At 71.6% G+C, this 4,522-nt stretch carries 1 protein-coding gene; it reads left to right on the top strand.

The genetic code is table 11. From position 1 onward, the window contains the following. Window positions 1-4,522: SDR family NAD(P)-dependent oxidoreductase (locus IH13_RS39430; protein WP_037843470.1), on the top strand; the 4,522-nt coding region annotated here is incomplete at both ends.

Genomic DNA, 4,522 nt, shown 5'->3' with positions numbered 1-4,522 from the left:
CCCCCCGCCACATCGACCTGCCCACCTACGCCTTCCAGCGGCAGCGGTACTGGCCCAAGAACACCTGGCCTCAGACCGGGGACGTAGCCGGACTCGGGCTGCGCACCGGCGATCACCCGCTGCTCGCGGCCGCGGTTGGGCTGGCCCACACGGACGAGTTCCTCTTCACGGGGCGTCTGTCGCTGCAGACACAGCCATGGCTCGCCGACCATGCCGTCATGGGTTCGGTGCTGCTGCCGGGAACAGCCTTCGTCGACCTGGCCCTGCATGCGGGTGATCATGTGGGCTGCGAGTCGGTGGACGAGCTGACACTGCAGGCGCCGCTGGTGCTCCATGAGTCGGCAGGCGTCCAGCTGCAGGTCGTTGTCGGCACCCCTGAGGCGGACGGGCGGAGGCCTGTCAGCGTGCACTCCCGTCCCGGAGAGGCAGACGCCGAGGAGAGCGACTGGACCCAACACGCCACCGGACTGCTCGCGCCCGTCGACGCCGCTGTCGAGTCAGCTGCCGAATCATCGGTCCGGGAGTCCCTGCGGGTTTGGCCGCCGCGCGAGGCGACGGAGATCGATGTCGAAGGGCTGTACGAGCGACTCGCTGCCCAGGGATTCGGCTACGGCCCGGCATTCCGAGGGCTGCAGCGGGTCTGGCGCCGTGGCGAGGAGGTCTTCGCCGAAGTGGCGGTGGCCGACCTCGACGTGGCCGGCTTCGGTGTGCACCCGGCGCTCCTCGACTCCGCTCTCCACTCCCTCGCCGTGGGCGGTCTGCTGGGCGGCGGCGGGCCGGAGGACCCGGCGAGCGGCGAGCGGCGCGGCTGGCTGCCGTTCTCCTGGAACGGTGTGTTCCTCCGCGCCACCGGGTCCACCACGCTGCGGATGCGGATCGCCTCCGCGGGCCGCGACAGCACGATGTCACTGGTCCTGGCCGATGCCGCCGGTCAACTCGTCGCTCACGTCGACGCGTTGGCAATGCGTGAGGTGTCCGCTGAGCAGTTCGACGACCGGGACCGTGCCACCGCGGACTCGCTGTTCCAACTGAGCTGGGTCGAGGTCGCCCAGGACACGTCCTCGGAGCCGGATGGTGAGGCACGGTCCTTGGCGGTGCTGACCGTGCTCGCCGATGGAGCCGGCCCGGGCCCCGACGGTTGTGACGTGTACGCGGACATGACCGCGCTGACCGCAGCCCTCGACGCGGGGGCCGCAGCTCCGGAAGTCGTCCTGATCGACACCACCGACAGCGCGCCCGAGGACGCCGACGTCCTCGGAGCCGCGCACCGCACAGCGCACCGTACGCTCGGGCTCCTGCAGGAGTGGCTGGCCGATGCGCGCTTCGACGCGTCCCGGCTGGTCGTCGTCACCCGTCGGGCCGTCGACACGGGCGGCGACACGAGCGCCACGACCGACCTGTCCGCCGCCCCGGTGTGGGGCTTGCTGCGGTCGGCGCAGTCGGAGAACCCCCAGCGCTTCGTCCTGCTGGATCTGGACGAAACGGCGCGGCCCGACGTCGGTGTCGTACGACGTGCCGTGGACTGCGGTGAGCCGCAGCTGGCCGTACGCGGGGGAGCGCTCCTCGCCCTCCGCTTCGTGCGGTCCGGGCAGGACGGCACACTGCTGCCGCCTGTGGACGGGACGGCCTGGCGGCTCGACAGCATGAGCAAGGGGACGCTCGACGGACTGCGGCTGTTGCCCCACCCGGAAGCGCGCGGCGAACTCGAATCCGGCCAGGTGCGCGTGGCCGTACGCGCAGCGGGGCTCAACTTCCGCGACGTCCTGATTGCTCTCGACATGTATCCGGGACACGCCACGATGGGCATCGAGGGTGCCGGCGTCGTGCTGGAGACCGGCTCCGGCGTGACCGGGATCGTGCCTGGTGACCGGGTCATGGGCCTGCTGAGCGGCGGTTTCGGCCCCACCGCGGTGACCGATCAGCGCATGATCGCGAAGATTCCCGACGGATGGTCGTTCACCGAGGCAGCCTCGGTGCCCATCGTGTTCCTCACCGCTTACTACGGTCTGGTCGACCTCGCCGCACTCCAGCCGGGGGAGTCGGTCCTCGTGCACGCCGCGGCGGGCGGTGTCGGCATGGCGGCCACACAGTTGGCGCGCCACCTCGGCGCCGAGGTGTTCGGGACGGCAGGCCCGGGCAAGTGGGACGCCCTGCGGGGGCTCGGGCTGCACGACGAGCACCTGGCGTCCTCGCGCACGCTGGAGTTCGAGGAGCAGTTCCTCGCCGCCACCGACGGACGTGGCGTCGACGTCGTGCTGGATTCCCTCGCCGGGCCGTTCGTGGACGCCTCGCTGCGGCTGCTGCCGCGCGGCGGTCGGTTCGTGGAGATGGGCAAGGCGGACGTACGCGATCCCGAAGCGGTCGCGCATGCCCATCCGGGAGTCGCCTACCAGGCGTTCGACGTCATACAGGCAGGGCCCGAGCGGATCGGCCGGATGCTGGCCGAGGTTGTCGCGCTGTTCGAGAGCGGGGCACTGCGTCCACTGCCCGTGCGGACCTGGGACGTCCGCCGGGCACCGGAGGCCTTCCGCTTCCTCAGCCAGGCCCGGCACGTGGGAAAGGTCGTGCTCACCGTTCCGCAGCCGCTCGACCGGGACGGAACCGTGCTTCTCACCGGAGGCACCGGATCGCTCGGCGGCGTACTCGCCCGGCACCTGGTCGCCACGCACGGTGCCCGTCACCTCGTGCTGGCCGGCCGGAGCGGGCCTGACGCACCGGGTGCTCAGGAACTCGCCGCCGAACTCAAGGAGCTCGGCGCCACAACCGTCACCCTTGCGGCCTGCGACGTCTCCGACGCCGACGCGCTCGCCGGCCTTCTCGCCGCCATCGACCACGAACACCCGCTGACCGCCGTGGTCCACGCCGCGGGTGTACTCGACGACGGCATCATCTCCTCGCTCACCGGCGAACGTATCGACGCGGTGCTCAAGCCCAAGGCGGACGCCGCCTGGCATCTGCACCGGCTGACCCGCGATCTGGACCTGGCGGTGTTCGCGCTCTTCTCGTCCACCTCCGGCCTGCTGGGGGCGCCCGGCCAGGGGAACTACGCGGCCGCCAACGCCTTCCTCGACTCGTTGGCCCAGGTCAGACGGAGGGAGGGGCTCGCAGCGACCTCCCTCGCCTGGGGTCCCTGGGAACAGGCCGGCGGCATGATCGACCGGCTCCGTGGGACGAGCGCGGGCCGCAGCACCCGAGGAGGACTGACCAGCCTGTCGGCACAGGAGGGCGTGGCCCTCTTCGACGCCGCCCTCGCCGTCGACGACGCCGTTCTCGTACCGATGAAGCTCGACACGGCCTCCCTGCGCGGCCGGGCGGACGAGCCGTCCCTGTTCAGGGGGCTGGGACTCGGCGGGCGCAGGTCCAGCAGGCGCAGCGTGGCTTCGGCGGCCATCGAGGCATTCACGCTGACCGAGCGGCTGAGGGGGCTGGACGAGTCCGAGCGGACGCAGACGCTGGTGGAACTCGTCAGCGCTCAGGCGGCCGCTGTTCTCGGACACTCCGACGCGGGCGCCGTACGCCCCGGCCGGGCGTTCAAGGAGCTCGGCTTCGACTCCCTCACCGCCGTGGAGCTGCGCAACCGCCTGGGTGCTGCCACGGGCCTACGGCTTCCCGCATCGCTGATCTTCGACTACCCGACTCCGGCCCTGCTGGCCGGCCACCTGCACACGGCGCTGGTCGAGACAACCGGAGCACCCGCGCTCGCTGATTCCGCCGTGCGGGCCGGAGCCGCGGACACCGACGAGCCGATCGCGATCGTGGCCATGAGCTGCCGCTACCCCGGCGGCGTCAATTCGCCCGAGGACCTGTGGGAGCTGGTGGCCACCGGCACCGACGGCATCTCGGGCTTCCCCACCGACCGCGGCTGGCACCTGCCTTCCTCCGACGACGGCTCCGACCTGCCCCACGAGGGCGGGTTCGTCCACGACGCAGGCGGTTTCGACGCCGCCTTCTTCGGGATCTCGCCCCGTGAGGCGCTGGCGATGGACCCGCAGCAGCGACTGCTCCTCGAAGCGGCATGGGAAGCGTTCGAGCGGGCCGGCATCGACCCCTCGTCCGTACGCGGCAGTCGTACCGGCGTCTTCGCCGGAACATCGTCCTCCGGGTACGCCACGTCGCTCGACCGGATCCCCGAGGGTGTCGCCGGACATGTGCTGACCGGTACCGCCGGCAGTGTCGTCTCAGGTCGGGTGTCGTACACCTTCGGCCTGGAGGGGCCCGCGGTGTCGGTCGACACGGCGTGTTCCTCCTCGCTGGTGGCGCTGCACCTCGCCACGCAGGCGCTGCGGGCGGGTGAGTGCTCCATGGCGCTGGCGGGCGGCGTCATGATCATGGCTGACGAAGGGATCTTCGCAGAGTTCGGCGGGCACGGCGGCCTCGCCGGAAACGCCCGATGCAAGGCCTTCTCCGACGACGCGGACGGCACCGCATGGTCCGAGGGCGCCGGCCTGCTGCTCCTCGAACGACTCTCCGACGCGCGTCGCAACGGCCACCAGGTGCTGGCGGTGGTCCGGGGCAGTGCGGT

Origin of the sequence: Streptomyces sp. NRRL WC-3549 (genome assembly GCF_000721935.1) — a bacterium.
Lineage (GTDB): Bacteria > Actinomycetota > Actinomycetes > Streptomycetales > Streptomycetaceae > Streptomyces.
This window is presented reverse-complemented; position numbering and strand designations above follow the sequence as displayed.